This window comes from Nocardia sp. NPDC056611 (genome assembly GCF_042792755.1).
In the GTDB taxonomy this organism is placed as follows: domain Bacteria; phylum Actinomycetota; class Actinomycetes; order Mycobacteriales; family Mycobacteriaceae; genus Nocardia.
Window position 1 is genome coordinate 711429 of sequence record NZ_JBHTVV010000004.1, and the last position, 20136, is coordinate 731564.

Here is a 20136-nt window from a genome sequence, read left to right on the forward strand (position 1 = left end):
TCCACGGCATCGAATCAAGCTGGTTTTTAACCTCCAGTTTCACAGGGGGTTCACAGATGCTTGCCGCCGACAGTTCAGTTCTCGGCAGTGGAAGCAGTAAAGAAAATGAAGATGAGGGAATTCGCCGGGATCGCGGCATTGCTGGTCGCGGCGACGGGGGTCACCGCCGGCACCGCGTACGCCGGTCCGGCCAAGGCCGACGACGGCACGATCAACTACACGTCCCAGGTCACCGAGCAGGGCAACACGGTGGTCAGCACCGACGCCGGCTCGCTGGTCGTCGAGGACGGTGCGCTGAAGGTCAAGGCGGCGAATGGAACCACCGTCGCCGGCACCGAATTGAAGTTCCGGATCGACGATTTCGAGTTCCCGATCGCGGCGCAGATCAGCGACCGCACCGCCACCCTGACGCCGCAGGCCGATCTGGCGCACGCGGTGTACAAGCCGGTCGCGCTGCCCTACGAGGATCAGGCGCCGTGGAAGACCCAGTACGACCGTGAGCTGGCCGCCTGGAACCGCCTGACCAGCACCATCTCCGCAGGCGCGACCATCGGCACCGTGGTCGGCGGCCTCGGCGGCGCGGCGCTCGGCTGCGTCCTGGGCGGCGTCGCCTTCGCGACGGCGACGGCCCCGCTGGCCACGCTGTTCGGCGTCGGACCGCTGGCGGGTTGCTTGATCGGAGCCAGCACGGTCGGCTTCCTGGGCACGATCGGCGGTCAGTTGTTCGTCACCGCACCGATCGCGATTGCGGCTGCGGTGCAGTACTTCACGACTATCAACCAGCCGTTTTCCGCGCCCAAGTAGGCATTTTCGGCAACCGATGGGCAAAGGTTCACCGCGCTGGAACCCCACTGCCATGTGGCGTTTGTGAAGGCCGGTTTCCATCACTGGGCCCCGGGGACACGCCTGACCTTGTTTCCCGGGGCGCACTGCTCATCTCAAGAGGGATTTTCGAACACATGCGTCTCAAGAACTTCACCGCGGTTTCCGCGCTGGTCATCGCCGCTCTGGGCGTCACCGCCGGCACCGTGAACGCCGCGCCCGCCGCCGATAACAACGGCGTGATCAACTACACCGCCACCAACTCCGAGACCAACACCATCATCCGCACGGATGCCGGTTCCATGGTCGTCGAGAACGGCAACTTCGTCATCAAGGCCGCCAACGGCAATGTCGTCGCCGGCATGCCGCTGAAGGTGCGCGTGGACGATTTCGAGTTCCCGATCGCCGCGGAGATCTCGGACCACACCGCGACCCTGACCCCGCAGTACGACATGGACCACGCCACCTACGCGCCGGTCGCCAAGGATGTCGCCCTCCCCTACGAGGACCAGGCTCCGTGGAAGTCGGACTACGACCGTGAGCAGGCCGCCTGGAACCGCATGAAGGACACCATCTCCCTGGGCGCCACCGTGGCGACCCTGGTCGGTGGCCTGGGCGCCGCGGCCGTCGGCTGCGTCCTCGGCTTCGGCGTCGCCGGTCTGGCCTCGGCTCCGCTGGCCGCCCTGTTCGGCGCCGGCCCGGTCATCGGCTGCCTCGTGGGTGCGGCCACCGTCGGCTTCCTGGGCACCATCGCGGGTCAGCTGCTGATCACCGCGCCGGTCGCCATCGCCGCCGCGATCCAGTACTTCACCACCATCAACCAGCCGCACATCACCGCTCCGGCTCCGGCCAAGTAATACTCGGTCCGAGTTAAGAGCAAGGGGCGCAACAGGCATCAGCGATCACCTCATCGGGACAGCCCGCTCGGTCATTCGGCCGGGCGGGTTTCGCAATTCGGGAGTGTTCACCGTCTGAGCACCCGTGCGACATATTTCGTTCGCGTCGGCCCGTTTCGATCATGCGGTCCAACTACGCGGACTGCCTGATGAGGAAAACCGAGAAATGCGCTTCAAGACTTTCGCCGCGACCGCGGCCCTGGTGTCCGCTGCCCTGGGCGTCACCGCCGGTACCGTCAACGCCGCTCCGGCCGCCGACAACGGCGTGATCAATTACACCGCAACCACTTCCGAGACCAATAGCGTCATCCGGACCGACTCCGGCTCGCTGGTCGTCGAGAACGGTGTCTTCAAGATCAAGGCCGTGGACGGCACCGTCGTGGCCGGTATGCCGCTGAACTTCCGCGTGGACGACTTCGAGTTCCCGATCGCCGCGGAGATCGCCGACCACACCGCGACCCTCACCCCGCAGTACGACATGGACCACGCGACCTACAAGCCGGTCGCCGAGGCCAAGGACGTCAACCTGCCCTACGAGGACCAGGCTCCGTGGAAGTCGGACTACGACCGTGAGCAGGCCGCCTGGAACCGCATGAAGGACACCATCTCGCTGGGCGCCACCGTCGGCACTCTGGTCGGTGGCCTCGGCGGCGCGGCCGTCGGTTGCGCCATGGGCGCGGTCGTCTTCGCCGCCGCGACGGCCCCGCTGGCCACGATGTTCGGTGTCGGCCCGCTGGCCGGCTGCTTCATCGGCGCGAGCACCGTCGGCTTCCTGGGCACCATCGCGGGCAACCTGCTCGTGACCGCCCCGGTCGCGATCGCCTCCGCCTACAACTACTTCGTGACCATCAACCAGCCGCACCTGGTCGCGCCGAAGTAGGTCGCACAGCAGCACCCCGAAACCCCGTCCGGCGCCCGCCGGGCGGGGTTCGTCGTTGTAATCGGCGTGAGCCCAATCCTGTCGCCGCGCCGCGGCCGATGCTGGAGTGGATCGATGGGTGACCTGACCTCGATTCACGGCGCGGCAGCCGCGCTCACTCCGGTCGACGGGACCGATCTCCGGAAGACCTTCGCGCACTTCCCCAGTGGTGTGGTGGCGCTCTGCGCCCGGCTCGGTGGAACGCCGCACGGGCTGGTGGCCAGCACTTTCGTGCCGGTATCGCTGGATCCGCCGCTGGTGTCGGTGTGCATTCAGTACTCGTCGGAGACCTGGCCGCGGCTGGAGCAGGCGAGCCGATTGGGATTGAGTCTGCTCAGCAGCGACCAGGAGAGCGCGGCGCGAGGTCTGAGCTCCAAGCGTGGAGACCGGTTCCGGGATGTGGAGCTGCGGGGCGGGAACGGCAACGCCGCGTTCGTGGCGGGGGCGACAGCCTGGCTGGAAACCTCGGTGTACGAGCAGGTTCCGGCGGGCGATCACGCCGTGGTGCTGCTGCGGGTGCATCGGGTGAGCGTCAGCCCGGAGTCGGAGCCCCTGGTCTTCCATCGCAGTGATTTCCGCGCACTTTCCGGGAAATCGGTTGAGGCGCAATTGAATTCAGCCTGAGCCGGACCGGCGACAGGGGGTGCCGGGCTTCGTATCGTCATTGTCCATGAGCACCCTGGCGGTATCCGCGCAGACGGTGGCGGCCACCGGAGCCGAGGACGGAGATCTGCCCGTCGTCCGCACCCGCCACCCCTGGCGCTGGGTCACGGGGGTGGTCGCCCTGGTGCTGGTCGCGCAGTTCGCGCACGGTCTGATCACCAATCCGGGCTGGGACTGGGGCACGTTCGCGCGGTACATCACCGCGAAATCGGTGTTGTCGGCGCTGAAAGTGACTCTGGAACTGACTTTCTGGGGCACCCTGCTCGGGTTCTTCCTCGGCGTCTGGCTGGCTGTCGGCCGCCTGTCGAAGAATCCGGTGCTGAAAGCGATCGCGTGGACCTATGTCTGGGCGTTCCGCTCGATTCCGCTGATCGTGCAGCTGCTGTTCTGGTTCAACCTGGCTTATCTGTACAAAACGCTGTCGCTGGGAATTCCTTTCGGCCCCGAGTTCGTGCGTTTTCAGACCAATGGCGTGATCAGCGGATTCAGTGCGGCCGTCATCGGTTTGGCGTTGCATCAGGCGGCGTATTCGGCGGAGATCATCCGGGCCGGCATCATCTCGGTGGACGCCGGGCAATGGGAGGCGGCGCGGTCGCTCGGGCTGCCGTGGCGGCGGCAGTTCTTCACTATCGTCGGGCCGCAGGCCATGCGCGGAATTCTGCCGAATGCCGCCAATGAGGTGATCAGTCTCTTCAAGGGCACCTCGATCGTCTCGACCATGGCGATCGCCGAGCTGTTCTATCAGGTCCAGGTGATCTACGGCCGCAACGGCCGCGTGGTGCCGATGCTGATGGTGGCAACCGCCTGGTACATCCTGCTGACCACGGTGCTCAGCGTCATTCAGTTCTATATCGAGCGGCGCTTCGCGAGAGGGACCGGCGATGAGTGACTACGCGATCGAATTGCGCGGCATCCGAAAGTCTTTCGGCCGCACCGAGGTGTTGTCGGGCATCGATCTGACGGTCCGTCCCGGCGAGGTCACGGTCATCCTGGGTCCGTCGGGTTCGGGCAAGTCCACCTTGCTGCGCACCATCAATCACCTCGAACAGGTGGACGCCGGCACCGTGCGTGTGGGCGGCGAGCTGGTCGGATACCGCCGCAAGGGTCGCAAGCTCTACGAACTGCGCGAGCGCGACATTCTGCGGCAGCGGGCGCGCATCGGTTTCGTGTTCCAGAACTTCAATCTCTTTCCGCACCTGACGGTCCGGGAGAATGTCGCGCTGGCGCCGGTGGCCGCCCAGCGGCGCGCCAAGGCCGAGGTGAACACCGAGGCGCTCGACCTGCTGGCGCGAGTCGGGTTGGCGGACAAGGCCGACGAGTACCCGAGCCGCCTGTCCGGCGGGCAACGGCAGCGGGTCGCCATCGCGCGGGCGCTGGCGCTGCGGCCGGAGGTGGTGCTGTTCGACGAGCCCACCTCGGCGCTGGATCCGGAGCTGGTCGGCGAGGTGCTCGAGGTGATCCGGGATCTCGCGCGCGCCGGCTCGACCCTGGTGATCGTCACCCACGAGATCGGTTTCGCCCGCGAGGTCGCCGACACCGTGGTGCTGATGGACGCCGGCCGCATCGTCGAGCAGGGCCCGCCCGCGCAGGTGCTCGATGCCCCGACCCATCCGCGCACCAAAGCCTTTCTCGCACACGTCCTCTGACCGATCGACCACGAAGGAACCTCCCATGCCTCAGGCGCACCGTCGCAGACGGATCACCGCACTCGCCGCACTCACCGTGCTCGGCCTGTTCGCGGCGAGCGCCTGTGGCAAGGACGGCGACAGTGACGCTCCCGCCTCCAATACCGTCAACGGACTGAGCTACGACCTGTCCCCGGCGCAGTCCGGCCGGGTGCACGCCGCCAAGGTGGACGCTCTCGCGGCGCAGCTGCCCGCCGCCGTGCGGGATCGCGGGACGCTGGTGGTGACCGGATCGGTAGGTGCGACACCGCCGCTGCGCTTCTACGCCACCGACGACCGCACCCCCATCGGTTCCGACGCCGACATCTCCTACCTGCTCGCCGACCTGCTCGGCCTGAAAGTGGAGACCCGCATCGGGGACTGGGCGCAGAACTTCGTGAAGGTCGACTCGGGTGAGGCGGACGTCTTCATCAGCAATGTCACCGTCACCGAGGAGCGCAAGGAGAAGTACGACTTCGCCACCTACCGCCTGGACAATATCGCGTTGGAAGTGCCCAAGGACGCGACCTGGACCTATCAGGACCGGAAGTCGCTGGCGGGCAAGACGATCGGCGTCGGAACCGCCACCAACCAGGAGCAGCTGCTGGTGAAGTGGAACGAGGACAATATCGCCGCGGGCCTGCCCAAGATCGATCTCGCCTACTACGAGAAGACCAGCGACTACTACCTGGCGCTGTCCTCGGGCCGATTGGACGGCTACCTCGGCCCCAACCCGTCGGCGCAGTATCACGCCGCCTCCGCCGGCCAGACCAAGGTGGTCACCACCCTCTCCGGCGCGGGTGACGCGCTCCAGGCCGAGATCGGGGTCCTCACCAAGAAGGACAACGGTCTGGCCGGTCCGCTGCGGGCCGCCATCCAGTACGCCATCGACAACGGGCTCTACAAGCAGGTGCTGGACCGCTGGGGTCTGGGCGGCGAGGCCGTGCCGCAGTCGCGGATCAATCCGCCCGGACTGCCCAAGAAGAAGGGATGAGCATGTCGCGCAGGGTTTTCCATGTCGGGCAACACGATCCCCTGGCCGCGCCGCTGCTGGCGGAGCTGGCCATCGAGTACAGCAGCCGGTACGGCGGGACGCCGGGGGAGGTGCACGCGGATCTGACCGGGTATTCGGCCAGTCACTTCGCTCCTCCACAGGGCGACCTGTTGATAGTTGTGGATAACGGGGAAACGGTGGCGGGCGGCGCGTTCCAGCGGTACGACGCCGAGACCGCCGAGCTCAAGCGGATCTGGACCGCCGCCGAGCACCGGCGAAAAGGGCTGGGGCGCTTTGTGCTCGATCAGCTGGAGGCCGAGATCGCGCGGCGCGGCTACACGCGCATCTATTTGACCACCGGGCCGCGTCAGCCGGAGGCCGTCGCCCTGTACACGGCGGCCGGCTACACCGCGCTGCCGCGTGACGTTCGCAAGGAAGTCGGCTACGTGCACCCGTTCGAGAAGTTCATCGAGGCCGGAGAGCAGGCGATCCCGGCATGAAATTCCTGCTGCTGACCTTGATCACCCACACTCCGGACCCGGTGACCGGCGGGACCGAGTCGCCGCGGCAGCGGTTGCGGCGGGTCGTCGACAGCGCGCGCCTGGCCGAGGAACTCGGCTACGACGGCTTCGCGGTGGGGGAGCGGCACGAGGATCCGTTCATCTCCGCGGCCCCGCCGGTGGTGCTCAGCCACCTCGCGGCCGTCACCTCGCGGCTGGCGCTGTTCACCGGTGTCACCACGCTCAGCCTGCTGGATCCGGTGCGCGCCTTCGAGGACTATTCGACGCTGGACAATCTGTCCGACGGCCGGCTGGAACTGATCATCGGGAAGGGCAACGGCGCGGCGCAGGCCAAGCTGTTCCACGTCACCACCGACGACCAGTGGGATCGCAATCGCGAAGGCTATGAACTGTTCCGGAAGCTGTGGGACAGCGACAGCGTCACCTGGTCGGGCCGGTTCCGGCCCGCGCTGACCGAGGCCAAGGCGCTGCCCCGGCCGTTGCAGCCGCGGCTGCGCATCTGGCACGGCAGCGCCACCAGTCGTGAATCCGCGGATTACGCGGCACTGCACGGTGATCCGCTGTTCTCCGCGAACGTCACGTACCCGATCGAGCCGTACGCCGAACTGATCGACCACTACCGGGAACGCTGGGCGGCTTACGGCCACGACCCGGCCGAGGCGCTGGTGGGCGCGGGCACGGCGGGGTTCCTGGTGACCCGGACCTCGCAGGAGGCGCTCGACCGGTATCGGCCGGTCTTCGAGGCGCGGCAGGCGGTGGCGCGGAAGTTCGACGTGCCCATCGTGTTCACCTCCGTCGAGGACTTCGCGGCCCGGTCCTCGGCGCTCATCGGCAGCCCGGAGCAGGTGCTGGACAAGGTGAGCCGCTATCACGAGCGATTCGGCCACGAGGTCATCCACCTCAGCGCGGACGCGGACGGCCGGACCGAGGCCGAGCACCGCGACAGCCTCGAGCTGTTCCAGGCCGAGGTCGCCCCCGAACTCCGCCGCCGCATTCCGAGCCGGCCGCTCGGCGCCGACCGTTACCCCGTTGGAGACCCCCGATGACCCGTTCCCTGCTCGCGCGCACCACCCGCCCCGTGGCCCTGGCGGGAATGTTCGCCGCCGCCGTCACGCTCGCCGGGTGCGGCGGCGGGGACGCCGCCACCGGCAGCGGTGAGCCGGCGGGTCCGCCGCAGGCGGGCGGCACCCTCCGCTACGGCCTGTCATCGGCCCCGACCTGCTCCGATCCCGCGCAGTCGTCGACCAATCAGACGATCTACGTGACCCGGCAGGTGGTGGACTCGCTGGTCGATCAGGACCCGGAGACCGGTCAGCTGAAGCCGTGGCTGGCCGACACCTGGACCGTCTCCCCGGATGCCAGGTCGTTCACCTTCCATCTGCGCGACGGCGTCACCTTCAGCGACGGCACCCCGCTCACCGCGGACTCGGTGCGCCGGAACTTCGATTCGATCGTCGCGCTCGGCGGCGCGAAGGCGCCGCTGGCCGCGAGCTACCTGGCCGGGTACGCGGGCAGTACGGCGCTGGATCCGCGCACCGTGCGGGTGGACTTCGCCGGGCCGAACGCCCAGTTCCTGCAGGCGACCTCGACCCCGCAGCTGGGCATCCAGTCCGAGGCCACCGCCGCCAAGGCCGCCGAGGAGCGCTGCCTGGGGACCAATGTCGGCAGCGGCCCGTTCACCTACGCCGAGTGGAAGCAGAACGCCTCCGCCACCCTGGCCAAGCGGGCCGGGTACGCCTGGGGCTCCGCGGTGTTCGCCAGTCAGGGCGAGGCGCAGCTGGACAAGATCGTGTTCACCGTGGTCCCCGAGTCCGGGGTGCGCACCGGCAGCCTCGCCTCCGGCCAGCTCGACGCCATCAGCGACGCGCTGCCGCAGGATGTGGCGCAGATCGAGGGCGGCGGCGGTCGCGTGCAGTTCACCGCCAACCCGGGCGTCCCGTTCGGCTTGCAGGCCAATGTGACCCGGGGCGTGCTGCGCGATCCGGCGGTCCGGGCCGCGCTGCTGCCCGCCATCAACCGCAAGGAACTGGTGGACACCGTGCTCGGGCCGCAATTCAAGCCGGCCAGCAGCGTGCTCGCCTCCAAAACCCCCGGCTACGTGGATCTTTCGGCCCGGGTGAAGTTCGACCCGGACGCCGCGAAGAAGCAGCTCGACCAGGCGGGCTGGGTGCCGGGCGCGGACGGCATCCGGGTCAAGGACGGGCAGCGGCTGAGCGCGGGCGTCATCTTCGCCCCCGTGTTCTCGGCCAATCAGGCCATTCTCGAGCTGACCCAGCAGCAGCTGCGGGCGGTCGGCTTCGACCTGCGGCTGGAACCGTTGTCGGTGGCGGAATCGACGGTGCGCCAGAACACCAAGGACTTCGACTTCAACTACTACAACTCGACCCGCGCGGACGGCGACATCCTGCGCACCACCTTCGCCGTCGACCAGCGCAACCTGAACGCTCGCGGCCCCGCCGAACCCCTCGACGCCCTGCTCGCCCAACAGTTGTCGGCCACCGATCCGGCCGCGCGCGCCCGCATCATCGGCGACGCCCAGACCGCGGTCCTCGACCAGGGCCTGTGGATCCCGACCATCGAACTCTCGCAGGCCATCGGCGTCGGCAAGGCGGTGGCCGGGGTGAAGTTCGAGGCCTCGGCGCGACTGCAGTTCCACGACACCTGGCTGGCGCGGTAAACCCATGGGCCGCTACGTTATCGGACGGGTGCTGCAGGCGATCGGCGTGCTGTGGGCGGCGTTCACGCTGTCCTTCGCCGGGCTGTACCTGCTGCCCGGCGACCCGGTGGCGCTGGCGGCCGACGCGGCCACCGGCACGCCCGTCGACGCCGCGGCGATCGCGGAGATGCGGGCCCGCTACGGTCTCGACCAGTCGTTGTGGGCCCAGTACTGGACGGCCTTGTCGCACGCGGTGCGCGGCGATCTCGGTCACTCCATCTCCACCGGCCAGACCGTCACCGGGGCGCTGGGCGACGCGCTGCCCTCGACCCTGGCGCTGGCGGCGATCGGGCTGCTGCTGGCCGTGGCGGCCGGTGGGGCGCTGGCCCTGGCGGCCGCGTACACCGAGCGTCCCCGGTTGCGCGGGCTGCTCACCTCGCTGCCCGCGGTCGGGGCGTCGATGCCGGGCTTCTGGGTGGGATTGCTGCTCCTACAGCTGTTCTCGTTCCGGTTGAAGCTGGTGCCCGCGTTCGGCGGCGCCGGATTCGGCGGGACCATCCTGCCCGCGATCACCCTGGCCATCCCGGTGGGGGCGGTCATCGCCCAGGTCCTCCACGCGAGCCTGGTCGCGACCTGGCGGCAGCCGTTCGTCGAGGTCGCCTTCGCCAAGGGCGCGTCCCGCTGGTGGGTGCAGCTGCGCCACGTCCTGCGCCCGGCCGCCGCCCCCGCGCTGACCGTGTCGGGATTGTGGACCGGCACCGTGCTGGCCGGGGCGGTGGTCACCGAGACGGTGTTCTCCCGCCCGGGTATCGGCCGACTGGCGCAGGAATCGGTCCTGCGCCAGGACATCCCGGTGGTCCAGGGCATCGTCGTGTTCGCCGCCCTCGCCTTCGTGACCGTCAATCTGCTGGTCGATCTCGCCTACCCCCTGCTCGACCCCCGTGTGGTGCAACGGAACTCGACGAAGGAGCGTGCTCATGCCTGACCGTTCGCCGACCCCGCCCCGGCATGTGATCCGCGATCTGCGCGCGCGACTGCGCGGCTGCTCGCGCGGACCGCGATCGACGCTGCGGGTCGTCACCCTGACCCACCCCCTGCTGGACCCGGGCATCGCCTTCTGGGACGCGGATGACGAGTGGTCCGATGTCTGACCTGGCACTCCGACCCGAGTCCGACCGGACGTTCCGCCGCGAGGCCATCGCCGGCGGGACGGCCGCCGCGTCGTGGGCGCGGCGCAATCCGGGAACCGTCGCGGCGGGCGCGGTCGTCGCGCTGGTGTGCGCCTGGGCCGTCGCCCCGGCCGTGTTCGCGAGCGGCGATCCCCTGCGCGGCCCCAGCCTCCAGCACTGGTTCGGCACCGACAATCTCGGGCGCGACCTCTACACCCGGGTGGTGCACGGCGCGGCACTGTCGTTGAGCGCGACCGTGTTCGCGGTGCTGATCGGGCTGGTGACCGGTGCCTTGATCGGGCTGGTCGCGGGTGCGGCGGGCGGCGTGGTCGACACCGCGATCATGCGCGCGGTCGATGTGGTGCTCTCGATTCCCGACATGTTGCTCGCCCTGGCCACCATCACCGTGCTGGGGCTGGGCACCCGCAATGTGGCCATCGCCGTGGGGATCTCGCTGATCGCGAGGTTCGCCCGGGTGATGCGCGGCGAGGTACTGCGGGTGCGCAACGCGCCCTACGTGGAGGCCGCGTTCGCGTCCGGTGTGCGCTGGCACATCGTGTTGTTCCGCCACATCCTGCGCAATGCGTACGGGCCGGTGGCGGCCTTGGCCGCCGTCGACTTCGGGGTGGTGACCCTGTTCGTGGCGTCGCTGAGCTTCCTCGGCTACGGCGCGGTGCCGCCCACGCCGGAATGGGGCTCGCTGGTGTCGGAGGGCCGCGGCTACCTGGCCACCGCGTGGTGGCTGACCACCCTGCCGGGGCTGGTCATCGTCGTGCTGGTGCTGTCCACCCAGCGGATCGCCCGCGCCATGCAGAAGGAGGCCCGATGACCGAGCTGTTGAACATCGAGGGGCTACAGGTCGAGTATCGGGGTCGCGGCGGCGCGACACCCGCCGTGCGCGGTGTCTCGCTCGAGATCCGGCGCGGGGAGACGCTCGCGCTGGTGGGTGAATCGGGTTCGGGCAAATCCACTCTCGCGCACGCGGTGATCGGGCTGCTCCACGGCGGCGTGATCACCGGCGGGGCGATCACCTTCGACGGGGAGCGGATCGACCGGGCGTCTCCGCGTGCGCTGCAACGGATTCGCGGCGCGCGCATCGGGCTCGTCCCTCAGGATCCGGGCACCTCGCTCAATCCGGTGCTGCGCATCGGACGGCAGGTGGGCGAGGTATTGCGCGTCCACGGCCGGGCCGATCGCCGCACCGCCGACCTCGCGGCAATCGAGATCCTCGACCAGGCCGGGCTGGATCGTCCCGCGTTGCGGGCGCGCCAGTATCCCCAGGACCTGTCGGGCGGACAGCGGCAGCGGGTACTGATCGGGATCGCGCTGGCCTGCGGGCCCGAACTGGTGATCGCCGATGAGCCGACCAGCGCGCTCGATGTCACCGTGCAGCGCCGCATTCTCGATCTACTGGCCGCGCGGACCACGGAATCGGGAACGGCGGTGCTGCTCATCACCCACGACCTGGCGGTCGCGGCCGAACGCGCGGACCGCATCGCGGTGATGCGGGACGGCCTGATCGTCGAGACCGGCACGGCGGCGGAGGTATTGGGCAATCCGCGACACGAGTACACGCGGCGGTTGATCGCCGCCGTCCCGAGCCTCGGCGCGGATCAGCCCGCGCGTCCGGTTCGCGAACACGGGACCCCGCTGCTGGCCGCGACCGGTCTGCACAAGTCCTTCCGTGTCACCAGGGATTTCACCGTCGACGCGGTGAACGACGTGTCCTTGGAGGTCCATCGTGGTGAAACCCTGGCCGTGGTAGGCGAATCCGGCTCGGGCAAGTCGACCACGGCCCGCATCATCGCCCGGCTGACCCCGCCCGACGCGGGCGCCGTCACCTTCGACGGGCAGGACGTCACCGCCCTGCGCGGTTCGGACCTGCGGGCGCTGCGCCGTCGCGTCCAGGTCGTCTACCAGAACCCGTACGTCTCGCTGAACCCGAAGCTGACGGTCGGACGGATCGTGGCGGAACCCTTGCAGGCGTTCGGCATCGGCGATCGGCGCGGCCGTCGCGCCGCGGTGGCCGAACTGCTGGATCAGGTCGCGCTGCCCGCCGCCTTCCTGGATCGGCGCCCGGCGGAGTTGTCCGGCGGGCAGCGGCAGCGGGTCGCCATCGCCCGCGCGCTGGCCCCGCGCCCCGAACTGGTCGTGCTCGACGAACCGGTCTCGGCCCTGGACGTCTCGGTGCAGGCGCAGATCCTCGACCTGCTCGAACGACTCCAGACCGAACTGGACCTGGCCTACCTGTTCATTTCCCACGACCTGGCCGTGGTCCGTCGCCTGGCCGATCGTGTCGCCGTCATGCGCCAGGGCGGTGTCGTCGAAATCGGCGCGACCGCCGAGGTTTTCGACCGACCGCGACACGCCTACACCCGTGAACTGCTCGCGGCCGTCCCCCGGGCGGCCACCCCCGATCACCCGCTACCGCTCGAAAGGACAGCCTGATGCCGCATCCGACTCCGCTGCTGCTGGGCCTGGAACTGTCCGGCACCGGCGCGCACCCCGCCTCCTGGCGGCGCGCCGACTCCCGCGCCGAGGACCTCTTCGACGCCCGGTACTGGGTGGACGCGCTGCGCGCCGCCGAGGACGCGGGAATCGAGCTGGCGTTCCTGCCGGACTCCTTCACCCTGCAATCCGCCGGGGCCATCGGCCGCCTGGACGCGGTGGCGGTGGCCGCGCGCGCCGCCGCCGAGACCCGGCGCATCGGCCTGATCCCGCAGGCCTCGGTCACCCACACCGAGCCCTTCCACCTGTCCAAAGCCATTGCCAGCCTGGACTTCGCGACCGCGGGCCGGGCGGGCTGGGAGGTGTCCGTCGGGGCGGGGGAGGCGCGGCTGTTCGGCCGCAAACCCGAACAGGACGACCGCTCCCGCTGGGAGGAGGCGGACGAGGCGGTCGAGGTGGTGACCCGGCTGTGGGACAGCTGGGAGGACGACGCCGAGATCCGCGACCAGGCCACCGGCCGGTTCATCGACCGCGACCGGCTGCACTACATCGACTTCGCGGGTGAGCACTTCTCGGTGAAGGGACCGTCCATCACCCCGCGTCCGCCGCAGGGGCAGCCGCCGGTCGCGGTGCGCGCGGCCGACCCGCACAGCACCCGGGTCGGCGTGCACCGCGCCGACCTGATCCGGATCGCCGCACCGGATCTCGCGACCGCCGCCGCCACCCGCTCCGAACTGCGGTCCGCCATCGCCGCCGCCGGACGCGACCCGAACCGGGTGCGGGTGCTGCTCGACCTCGACATCCATCTCGCCGACACCGCGGACGCCGCCGCCCTCGCAGTCGCCGAACTGGAGGACTGGAGCGCCTCGCCCGCCCCGGCCACCGTCTTCCACATCGGCACCCCCGCGGAACTGCGCGACATCCTGCGCCGCATCGAAACCGACTGCGCCGCCGACGGCGTGGTGCTGCGCCCGCTGGCGCTCGCCGCCGCCCTGCCGCAGCTGCAAGCCCTCACCCCCACCCTGCGCGAGCGGCTGGGGCTGCCCCGACCCGCCGGCCGCTACGCCCACGCTTGAGGAGTCACCGCCATGCCGGATCATCGGATACGCAAGCAGATTCACCTGGCCGCCCACTTCCCGGGCGTCAACCACCACACCGTCTGGACGGACCCGGACTCGGGCAGCCAGATCGACTTCGACTCCTTCGTGCACCTGGCCCGCACCGCCGAACGCGGCCTGTTCGACTTCTTCTTCCTCGCCGAGGGGCTGCGGCTGCGGGAACACCGCGACCGCATCCACGACCTGGACGTGGTCGGCAGGCCCGACACCTTCACGGTGCTCAACGCGCTGGCGGCCGTCACCACCCGCCTCGGGCTGGCCGGGACGATCAACACCACCTTCAACGAACCGTTCGAACTGGCAAAGCAATTCGCCTCGCTGGACCACTTGTCCGGCGGCCGCGCCGCGTGGAACGCCGTGACCTCCTCGGACGCCTTCACCGGCGAGAACTTCCGGCGCGGCGGCTATCTGGAGCACGCCAAGCGCTACACCCGCGCACACGAGGTGGTCGAGGCCACCCGCGCGCTGTGGGACAGCTGGCCCGCCGACACCCTCGTGATCGACCGGGAGCGCGGCGTTTTCGCCCAGCCCGTTCCGCAGGCCCGGATCAGCAGCGACCAGTTCGAGATCGAAGGCCAGTTCGTCCTGCCCCGTGGACCGCAGGGCTACCCGGTGCAGATCCAGGCGGGCGACTCCGACGAAGGCCGCGAATTCGCCGCCGCCAAGGCCGATGTCATCTTCAGCGCGCACGGCGAACTCGAGGACGGGCAGCGCTTCTACCGCGACGTGAAGGACCGGCTCGCCAAGTACGGCCGGGCCCGTGACGACCTGAAGATCCTGCCCGCCGCCGCCTTCGTGCTCGGCGACACCGTCGAGGACGCCGCCGAACGCGCCCGGTACATCCGGCGGCAGCAGGTGACGCCGCAGACCGCCATCGCCTTCCTCGAACAGGTCTGGGGCCGTGACCTTTCCGCCTACGACCCGGACGGCCCGCTGCCCGACATCGACCCGGTGGACGACGCGACCATCACCCGCGGGCGGGTGCGCCACGCCCGTGACCCGCTCGCCGTCGCCGAGGCCTGGCGGGCCAAGGCCGCCGCCGAGCAGCTCTCCATCCGCGACCTCATCATCGCCACCACCGCCCGCCAGCAGTTCGTCGGCACGCCCCGGCAGGTGGCCGCCGAGATCGACCGCTACGTGCAATCCGATGCCGCGGACGGGTTCGTCCTGGTCCCGCATCTGACCCCGGCCGGGCTCGACGAATTCGTCGACAAGGTCGTCCCGGAGTTGCAGTCCCTGGGCAGCTTCCGCACCGAGTACACCGGCGCGACCCTGCGTGAACACCTGGGCCTGCGCCACCCCCATCACGGCACCGAAGGAGTACGCGCCTCATGACCGCCATCGAAACCACCTACGACCAGCAGTGGGCCGCCTTCCGCACCGAACGCGCCGCCTGGGCGCGCCAACCCCTGGGCTGGCTCAGCCTCACCGGGCTGCACTGGCTGGGGGCCGACCCGGAGACGGTCGACGGGCTGCCCGGCCGGTGGCACGCGGACAGCGAGAACGTCTATGTCACGGTCGATTCGGACCAGCCCGAGCTGTCGCTGGACGGGGTGGCGCTGAGCGGCGAGGCCGCGATCACGCCCGGCGAGGGAGCGCCGGGTCTCCAGATCCACACCGGTGACCGCATCATCGAGGTGATCCGGCGGACCGGGCAGTTCGCGCTGCGTGTGCACGATCCGGCCGCGCCGACCCTGGCGGCATTCACCGAGATCCCCGTCTACGAACCGCGGCAGCGGTGGATCGTGACCGGCTATTTCGAGCCCTTCGCACAGACTCGGGTCGTCACCACCGGCGCGGTCGTGGAGGGTCTGGAGCATCACCACACCGCCACCGGCACAGTCACTTTCGACCTGGACGGCGAGCGCCGCGAACTGGTGGTGTTCGGCAGCGAGGCCCTCGGCCTGCACGTGCTGTTCACCGACGCCACCAGCGGTGTCACCACCTACGGCGGCGCGCGGCGACTGGATCTGTCCCGGCCCGCGGCGGACGGCAGCCTGCTGCTCGACTTCAATCGCGCGGTCAACCTGCCCTGCGCCTTCACCGACTACGCGACCTGCCCGATCGCCCCGGCGGAGAACCGGCTGCCGCTGGCCGTCGAAGCGGGCGAACAGGATCCGCGGCGGGGGCGGTCGCTGTGACCATTCCGCTCTCGGTGCTGGACCTGTCGCCGATCAGCGCGGGCTCGACGCCCCGCCAGGCCCTCCGCAATACCGTCGACCTGGCCCGGCAGGCGGAAAGGCTGGGCTACCACCGGTTCTGGGTCGCGGAGCATCACTTCGTGCGGGTCGCGAGCTCCGCGCCGACGACGCTCATCGGACTGATCGCCGCGGCCACCGACACCATCCGCGTCGGTTCGGCGGCCGTGCAGCTCGGGCATCACACCTCGATCTCCGTGGTGGAGGCCTTCGGCACCATCGACGCTCTCTACCCGGGCCGGTTGGACCTGGGGCTGGGTCGCTCGGGGCAGCGTGCCGAACAGCTGCGATCCGCGGGCGTGCCACCGGTGCCCGCCCCACCGCGGCCCACCGAGGTCCGCGACGGCGTGGTGCTCCCGCCGCCGTTCTACCCCGGTCAGCTGCTCGACTTCACCAGGGTGAAGGCGGCTTTGGAGACCCTGCACCTTCCGGGTTCGCGGCCGCTGCCGTACACCGAGCAGGTCGAGGAGATCCTCGCGCTGCTCGACGGCAGCTTCGTGACCGACGACGGTGTGGAACTGCGCGCCGTCCCGGGTGCGGGCGCGGAGGTGCAGCCGTGGCTGTTCGGCAGCAGCGGCGGCGAAAGCGCGCAACTGGCAGGGCGATTCGGACTGCCGTTCGCGGCGAACTACCACGTGTCGCCGGGCACCATCGTCGAGACCGTGGAGGCGTACCGGGCGGCGTTCCGGCCCTCGGCCCGCTTCCCGCGGCCCTACCTGGTGGTGTCCGCCGATGTGCTGGTCGCCGAGGACGACGCCACCGCGCGGCACCTGGCCTCCAGCTACGGGCATTGGGTGTACTCGATCCGCAGCGGCGCGGGAGCGGCCGACTACCTCGATCCCGATACCGCGCCCGCCCTGTCGGGTCCGCAGCAGCGGCTGGTCGACGATCGGGTGACCACCCAGTTGGTGGGTTCTCCGGCCACCGTCGCCGAACGCCTCGACGCCTTGCGCAAGCTGACGGGCGCGGACGAAATCCTGGTCACCAGTGTGGCTTTCGACCACGAGGACCGGGTGCGGTCGCACCGCCTGCTGGCGCGTGAGTGGGGGCTGACCCCGCAGGCACGCGCCGCCTGAGACCACCGCCGCCCGCCCGGAAGGGGACTCCGGGGCGGGTGGCGGTACCCCGCACCGCGCGCACAGGGCCTCGCGCGTGGGGCGGGACCCGGGGCCGGGCCGGATCGTGGACCATCCGGCCCGGCCTCCCGGGCGCGAACCGAGGTTCGACGGATTCAGGCCGCGGCGAACGCCGGCGCGGCGGCCTTTTCGCGATGTCCGGCCGCCCGCAAGACCTGCAACACACCCTGATTGGCGTCGATCAGCTCGCGCTCGCACGCCTCACCGTCCGCGCCGGCGAGTTCATCCTCGTGCGCTTGCACGGTCAGGTTCCAGCGGTAGCGAAGCGCCGCGATCAGTCCGCCCGGGTCGCCGAATACCGTGGCGTGTTCCGGGCGCCAGGGCAACTCGCCGTCTCGTCGGCGTTCGATCTCCGCGGCCACATCGTGCAGTGCCCGCCACCATGCGTGTGTGCTGTCCCAACTCATTGCTCTCACCTCGATCGATTGTCGATGCCGTCACGATCGCCGGGCTGTGACCGACTCTCCAGATCAGAATCGGTCCGGGCCGCGTCGGACCGCTATTGGGGGAATCACGTACTTCCGGGCACCGGTGGAGTACGCGTAGGCTCCGACAGTGACGCCCAGCGATTGGGAGTTCTCTCCTCCGCTGAACAATCTCCCGACGCCGCTGTCGAGCTTCGTCGGACGTCACGCCGATCTCGCGAAGATCCGGGACCTCTTCCAGACCTATCGATTCATCACCATCACCGGGCCGGGTGGCGCCGGTAAGAGTCGGCTCGCGCTCGAGGTGGCGCTGGCGCGCAGCGATGACTTCGTGGACGGCTGCTGGTTGGTCGAACTCGCCTCGATCACCGATCCCGCGCTGGTGCCGCATGCGATCGCCGGAGCCGTGGGGGTTCCGGAGCATCGCCGGCGTTCCCTCACCGATTCCCTGGCGGTCCGTCTCGAAGCGTCGGCCGCGCTGATCGTGCTCGACAATTGCGAACACGTCGTCGAGTCCGTAGCGAACGTGGTGACAGAGTTGCTCGGGCGCTGCGGCCTGTTGCGGATTCTGGCCACGAGCCGGGAACTCGTCGAGATACCGGGTGAGGGCGTTGTGCGAGTCGGAGGACTCGCGCTGCCGTCAGCGACCGGCGATCAGGATCTCGCGGTCGTGACCGGGACGGAAAGCGTCGCGCTGTTCTTCGAGCGGGCTCGAGCGGTGCAGCCGAACCTGACGATGACCGCGGCGACCGCTGCCGGGGCCGCGCGGATCTGTCGCTATCTCGACGGCCTTCCCCTGGCGATCGAGCTGGCGGCATCGAGAGCCGCATCGCTCGACGTCGAGCGGATCGCGGCCTATCTGGACGACCGGTTCGGGCTGCTGACCGGTGGAAACAGAGCCGTCATCCGGCACCATCGCACCCTCGTCGCCACCATGGACTGGAGTTACCGACTGCTGAGTCCGGCAGAGCAGACATTGTTCGACCGACTCGCGATCTTCGCGGGCAGCTTCGGAATCGAGGAGGTGGACGGAGTCGGCTGCGCACGGTCCGACGGGGACTGCGCGGGACTCCTCGCTGGTCTCGTCTCGAAATCGCTGGTCTCGTTCGACCCCGCCGCGGGACCGGTGCCCTATCGCCTGCTGGAGACGGTGAAGAGCTACGGCCGCGCGCATCTGCGCGAATCGGGGGACCTGGGCGAACTGCGGAACATCCACGCGTCCTACTTTCGCGATCTCGCCGAGCGCGCCGGCGCCGCGTTCCGGACCTACGCGGAACACGCCTGGGCGAACCGGTTGGAGGCCCAGCACCCCGACCTGCGTGCGGCGCTGTCCCACAGCATCGAGTCCGGCGATGCCGACACCGCGATCCGGCTCGCCGGCGCGCTGCCGCACTTCTGGCAGCTGCACGGTCATTTCCAGGAGGGCTTGCGGTGGCTCGCGGCAGCCCTCGCGATATCCGGTGAGGTCGACGAGTGGTTCACCGCCTGGGCCCACGTCGGGGTCGGTGACCTGGCGATGATCCATGGCGACCGGGCGGCCGCGGCGGCGGCGCTCGATGTCTCGGCGGCGACCTTCCGAGGGCTCGACGACGATCGTGGTCTTGCGCGTGCACTGCAATATCGAGGTCTCACAGCAGCGTTCGGCGACGATCTGGCCCCTGCCGAGAGTCTGATCCTCGAGTCCCTGGCGCTCATCACGGCGGCCGGTGAGACCGGGGGGCCGGCCCACGGTTGGGGCCTGGTCATGCTCGCGGGCGTCGAACTCGGGAAGGAAGACTATGTCGCGGCCGCCCGCGATGCCGAGGCGGCCGACCGGATCATGCGGGTGATCGGGGATCGTGAGGCCCTGGGCTGGGCGGCCCTGATTCGTGCGGTCGCGGCGTGGCGCACCGATCGGATCGACGAGGCCACGACCGAGGCGCGGGTCTGCCTGGTCGCCTTCCTCGATGCCGGCGGACTGTACGGAGCCAGCGTCGGTCTGATGGTGGCGTCCGCCGTCGCGTTGAGCGGTTCCCGGCTCACGCGCATGGCCGAATTGCTCGGCGCCGCCGAGGCTCTCGCCGCCACGATCGGCGCCATGACGGTTCCGTTCGGAATACGGTGGCTGACAGAGACATTCGGCAACGCGGTCGCCACGCTCGGTCCCGCGGCCTTCGCGGAACATCGCCGGATCGGTGCGGATCGGGTGCGATCCGACACCGCCGGATACCTCGCCGAGGTCCTCGACGATCTCGACGTCTCGATTCCACACCGAGCCGGCAAGCCGCTGCTCACCAGGCGTGAGCGTGAGGTGGCGGCGCTGGTGGCGCGCGGCCGGACGAACCGCCAGATAGCCCGGGCGCTGGGGATTTCCGAGCGGACGGCCGAGGTGCACGTGCACAACATCGCGGGCAAGCTCGGGGCGAGCGGCCGTGCCGAGGTCGCCGTATGGTTCGCCACCGATCACGCCCTCCGGGGCGGGGAAACGACGTAAGTCCCCGCCGGGATCACCCGGCGGGGACTTCGTG

The 20136-nt window shown here is 69.8% G+C and carries 20 protein-coding genes; 19 read left to right on the plus strand and 1 reads right to left on the minus strand.

All coding sequences use genetic code 11. The annotated features are described in order from the left end of the window. Positions 1 to 105: 105 nt before the first annotated feature. The 18 genes from ACFRAQ_RS24675 (at position 106) to ACFRAQ_RS24760 (ending at position 17144) form a co-directional block, all read left to right on the plus strand. Positions 106 to 804: a hypothetical protein gene (locus ACFRAQ_RS24675; protein WP_379103399.1), complete on the plus strand. Its 699-nt coding sequence runs from the start codon at positions 106 to 108 to the stop codon at positions 802 to 804. Between the two features lie 155 nt (positions 805 to 959). Next, positions 960 to 1679 carry a hypothetical protein gene (locus tag ACFRAQ_RS24680; RefSeq protein WP_379103401.1) on the plus strand — a complete coding sequence of 240 codons (720 nt, stop codon included), beginning with the start codon at positions 960 to 962 and terminating at the stop codon, positions 1677 to 1679. Positions 1680 to 1884: 205 nt separating this feature from the next. Then, positions 1885 to 2598: a hypothetical protein gene (locus ACFRAQ_RS24685; RefSeq protein WP_379103404.1), complete on the plus strand. Its 714-nt coding sequence runs from the start codon at positions 1885 to 1887 to the stop codon at positions 2596 to 2598. Between the two features lie 114 nt (positions 2599 to 2712). After that, positions 2713 to 3261: a flavin reductase family protein gene (locus ACFRAQ_RS24690; protein WP_379103406.1), complete on the plus strand. Its 549-nt coding sequence runs from the start codon at positions 2713 to 2715 to the stop codon at positions 3259 to 3261. 46 nt (positions 3262 to 3307) lie between these two features. Continuing rightward, positions 3308 to 4189: an amino acid ABC transporter permease gene (locus tag ACFRAQ_RS24695; protein WP_379103408.1), complete on the plus strand. Its 882-nt coding sequence runs from the start codon at positions 3308 to 3310 to the stop codon at positions 4187 to 4189. Beyond that, complete coding sequence (locus tag ACFRAQ_RS24700) at positions 4182 to 4946, plus strand: amino acid ABC transporter ATP-binding protein (RefSeq protein ID WP_379103411.1); 765 nt, start codon at positions 4182 to 4184, stop codon at positions 4944 to 4946. Before ACFRAQ_RS24695 ends, ACFRAQ_RS24700 begins: the two co-directional genes overlap by 8 nt. Positions 4947 to 4971: 25 nt before the next feature. Continuing rightward, positions 4972 to 5958, plus strand: a complete 987-nt coding sequence (locus ACFRAQ_RS24705; protein ID WP_379103413.1) for an ABC transporter substrate-binding protein — start codon at positions 4972 to 4974, stop codon at positions 5956 to 5958. After that, entirely contained in the window at positions 5955 to 6458 is a 504-nt protein-coding gene (locus tag ACFRAQ_RS24710; protein WP_379103416.1) for a GNAT family N-acetyltransferase, read from the plus strand. Before ACFRAQ_RS24705 ends, ACFRAQ_RS24710 begins: the two co-directional genes overlap by 4 nt. Further along, positions 6455 to 7525 carry an LLM class flavin-dependent oxidoreductase gene (locus tag ACFRAQ_RS24715; protein WP_379103418.1) on the plus strand — a complete coding sequence of 357 codons (1071 nt, stop codon included), beginning with the start codon at positions 6455 to 6457 and terminating at the stop codon, positions 7523 to 7525. The genes ACFRAQ_RS24710 and ACFRAQ_RS24715 overlap by 4 nt, the downstream gene beginning before the upstream one ends. Then, positions 7522 to 9156: an ABC transporter substrate-binding protein gene (locus ACFRAQ_RS24720; RefSeq protein WP_379103420.1), complete on the plus strand. Its 1635-nt coding sequence runs from the start codon at positions 7522 to 7524 to the stop codon at positions 9154 to 9156. Before ACFRAQ_RS24715 ends, ACFRAQ_RS24720 begins: the two co-directional genes overlap by 4 nt. Before the next feature lie 4 nt (positions 9157 to 9160). Next, the gene (locus ACFRAQ_RS24725) at positions 9161 to 10120 is read left to right on the plus strand and encodes an ABC transporter permease (RefSeq protein ID WP_379103422.1); all 960 of its coding nucleotides are present in this window, start codon (positions 9161 to 9163) and stop codon (positions 10118 to 10120) included. Continuing rightward, positions 10113 to 10286 (plus strand): hypothetical protein, encoded by a 174-nt coding sequence (locus tag ACFRAQ_RS24730; RefSeq protein ID WP_379103424.1) that lies wholly within the window; start codon positions 10113 to 10115, stop codon positions 10284 to 10286. Before ACFRAQ_RS24725 ends, ACFRAQ_RS24730 begins: the two co-directional genes overlap by 8 nt. Further along, on the plus strand, positions 10279 to 11133 hold the full coding sequence (locus ACFRAQ_RS24735) for an ABC transporter permease (RefSeq protein ID WP_379103426.1): 855 nt from the start codon (positions 10279 to 10281) through the stop codon (positions 11131 to 11133). The genes ACFRAQ_RS24730 and ACFRAQ_RS24735 overlap by 8 nt, the downstream gene beginning before the upstream one ends. After that, a complete protein-coding gene (locus tag ACFRAQ_RS24740) occupies positions 11130 to 12752 on the plus strand; it encodes a dipeptide ABC transporter ATP-binding protein (protein ID WP_379103428.1) in 1623 nt (540 codons plus the stop codon). Before ACFRAQ_RS24735 ends, ACFRAQ_RS24740 begins: the two co-directional genes overlap by 4 nt. Next, entirely contained in the window at positions 12752 to 13828 is a 1077-nt protein-coding gene (locus tag ACFRAQ_RS24745; RefSeq protein ID WP_379103430.1) for an LLM class flavin-dependent oxidoreductase, read from the plus strand. The genes ACFRAQ_RS24740 and ACFRAQ_RS24745 overlap by 1 nt, the downstream gene beginning before the upstream one ends. A 12-nt stretch (positions 13829 to 13840) precedes the next feature. Further along, on the plus strand, positions 13841 to 15205 hold the full coding sequence (locus tag ACFRAQ_RS24750; RefSeq protein WP_379103432.1) for an NtaA/DmoA family FMN-dependent monooxygenase: 1365 nt from the start codon (positions 13841 to 13843) through the stop codon (positions 15203 to 15205). Next, a complete protein-coding gene (locus ACFRAQ_RS24755; RefSeq protein ID WP_379103434.1) occupies positions 15202 to 16011 on the plus strand; it encodes a DUF1684 domain-containing protein in 810 nt (269 codons plus the stop codon). The genes ACFRAQ_RS24750 and ACFRAQ_RS24755 overlap by 4 nt, the downstream gene beginning before the upstream one ends. Further along, positions 16008 to 17144, plus strand: coding sequence for an LLM class flavin-dependent oxidoreductase (locus ACFRAQ_RS24760; RefSeq protein ID WP_379103436.1), 1137 nt, complete (start codon positions 16008 to 16010; stop codon positions 17142 to 17144). The genes ACFRAQ_RS24755 and ACFRAQ_RS24760 overlap by 4 nt, the downstream gene beginning before the upstream one ends. Before the next feature lie 155 nt (positions 17145 to 17299). On the opposite strand, the gene ACFRAQ_RS24765 is transcribed toward ACFRAQ_RS24760, so the two are convergent. Continuing rightward, positions 17300 to 17611, minus strand: a complete 312-nt coding sequence (locus ACFRAQ_RS24765) for a hypothetical protein (RefSeq protein WP_379103438.1) — start codon at positions 17609 to 17611, stop codon at positions 17300 to 17302. A 148-nt stretch (positions 17612 to 17759) separates the two neighbouring features. Here ACFRAQ_RS24765 and ACFRAQ_RS24770 point away from each other — a divergent pair, with 148 nt between their 5' ends. Further along, the gene (locus ACFRAQ_RS24770; RefSeq protein ID WP_379103440.1) at positions 17760 to 20102 is read left to right on the plus strand and encodes an ATP-binding protein; all 2343 of its coding nucleotides are present in this window, start codon (positions 17760 to 17762) and stop codon (positions 20100 to 20102) included. The last annotated feature ends 34 nt before the right edge of the window (positions 20103 to 20136 follow it).

What these genes read in the sequence shown, in the direction of transcription:
- ACFRAQ_RS24690 (WP_379103406.1), top strand. Translation starts at nt 2,713, where the DNA reads ATGGGTGACCTGACCTCGATTCACGGCGCGGCAGCCGCGCTCACTCCG.
- ACFRAQ_RS24710 (WP_379103416.1), top strand. Translation starts at nt 5,955, where the DNA reads ATGAGCATGTCGCGCAGGGTTTTCCATGTCGGGCAACACGATCCCCTG.
- ACFRAQ_RS24680 (WP_379103401.1), top strand. Translation starts at nt 960, where the DNA reads ATGCGTCTCAAGAACTTCACCGCGGTTTCCGCGCTGGTCATCGCCGCT.
- ACFRAQ_RS24745 (WP_379103430.1), top strand. Translation starts at nt 12,752, where the DNA reads ATGCCGCATCCGACTCCGCTGCTGCTGGGCCTGGAACTGTCCGGCACC.
- ACFRAQ_RS24705 (WP_379103413.1), top strand. Translation starts at nt 4,972, where the DNA reads ATGCCTCAGGCGCACCGTCGCAGACGGATCACCGCACTCGCCGCACTC.
- ACFRAQ_RS24755 (WP_379103434.1), top strand. Translation starts at nt 15,202, where the DNA reads ATGACCGCCATCGAAACCACCTACGACCAGCAGTGGGCCGCCTTCCGC.
- ACFRAQ_RS24765 (WP_379103438.1), bottom strand. Translation starts at nt 17,611, where the DNA reads ATGAGTTGGGACAGCACACACGCATGGTGGCGGGCACTGCACGATGTG.
- ACFRAQ_RS24675 (WP_379103399.1), top strand. Translation starts at nt 106, where the DNA reads ATGAAGATGAGGGAATTCGCCGGGATCGCGGCATTGCTGGTCGCGGCG.
- ACFRAQ_RS24685 (WP_379103404.1), top strand. Translation starts at nt 1,885, where the DNA reads ATGCGCTTCAAGACTTTCGCCGCGACCGCGGCCCTGGTGTCCGCTGCC.
- ACFRAQ_RS24715 (WP_379103418.1), top strand. Translation starts at nt 6,455, where the DNA reads ATGAAATTCCTGCTGCTGACCTTGATCACCCACACTCCGGACCCGGTG.
- ACFRAQ_RS24735 (WP_379103426.1), top strand. Translation starts at nt 10,279, where the DNA reads ATGTCTGACCTGGCACTCCGACCCGAGTCCGACCGGACGTTCCGCCGC.
- ACFRAQ_RS24720 (WP_379103420.1), top strand. Translation starts at nt 7,522, where the DNA reads ATGACCCGTTCCCTGCTCGCGCGCACCACCCGCCCCGTGGCCCTGGCG.
- ACFRAQ_RS24725 (WP_379103422.1), top strand. Translation starts at nt 9,161, where the DNA reads ATGGGCCGCTACGTTATCGGACGGGTGCTGCAGGCGATCGGCGTGCTG.
- ACFRAQ_RS24750 (WP_379103432.1), top strand. Translation starts at nt 13,841, where the DNA reads ATGCCGGATCATCGGATACGCAAGCAGATTCACCTGGCCGCCCACTTC.
- ACFRAQ_RS24740 (WP_379103428.1), top strand. Translation starts at nt 11,130, where the DNA reads ATGACCGAGCTGTTGAACATCGAGGGGCTACAGGTCGAGTATCGGGGT.
- ACFRAQ_RS24700 (WP_379103411.1), top strand. Translation starts at nt 4,182, where the DNA reads ATGAGTGACTACGCGATCGAATTGCGCGGCATCCGAAAGTCTTTCGGC.
- ACFRAQ_RS24695 (WP_379103408.1), top strand. Translation starts at nt 3,308, where the DNA reads ATGAGCACCCTGGCGGTATCCGCGCAGACGGTGGCGGCCACCGGAGCC.
- ACFRAQ_RS24730 (WP_379103424.1), top strand. Translation starts at nt 10,113, where the DNA reads ATGCCTGACCGTTCGCCGACCCCGCCCCGGCATGTGATCCGCGATCTG.